This window comes from Nocardia amamiensis NBRC 102102 (assembly GCF_001612745.1).
Classification (GTDB): domain Bacteria; phylum Actinomycetota; class Actinomycetes; order Mycobacteriales; family Mycobacteriaceae; genus Nocardia; species Nocardia amamiensis.
This window is the reverse complement of the sequence record NZ_BDBA01000363.1, coordinates 1-517: the sequence shown is the minus strand read 5'-3', so window position 1 is coordinate 517 and position 517 is coordinate 1. Positions and strand designations below refer to the sequence as shown.

Annotated in this window: 1 pseudogene; it reads left to right on the top strand. The window is 70.8% G+C overall.

What is annotated here, in order from left to right:
* Positions 1-517 (top strand): annotated as a pseudogene (locus NA4_RS41840) (hypothetical protein); the annotation flags it as partial.

Here is a 517-nt window from a genome sequence, read left to right as displayed (position 1 = left end):
GGTCGCCGCCGCCGCCGAGGCGGTGAAGCTGGCGGTGGTGCCGCCCGGCGATTCCGGACCGGTCGGCGCGATCGCGAAGGCTCTGGAGGCGGCTCGCGTCATCGACGCGCAGATGGCGCAGGAAGCACTGCGTCAGGAAGCCGTGCTCGCGATGAACATGGTCTACAAGCCTGCTTACTCCGCGGCGGGTACCTCCGTTCCCGCGCTGCCCGAACCACCCGCCATCCTCGCCACCCCGATGACACCGCGAGTGGGCTCGCCCAGCACGCCGAGATACGCTACGCCTGAGCAGGCACCGCAGAACGACCAATCACCGCAGGGTGCAACGCAATCCGCGCCTGCCGCACCGGAATCTGCCCCGCCGTCGCACAATCCGGTGCCACCGAAGCAGGACCCGGAGCCGACGCCTTCCGCGCCACCCACCCAGCAACCGCCCTCCACCCAGGCGCCGTCACCCCAGACAGCGCCGCCGACACCACAGGCGCCACCCACGACTCAGGCACCACCGTCGTCATCC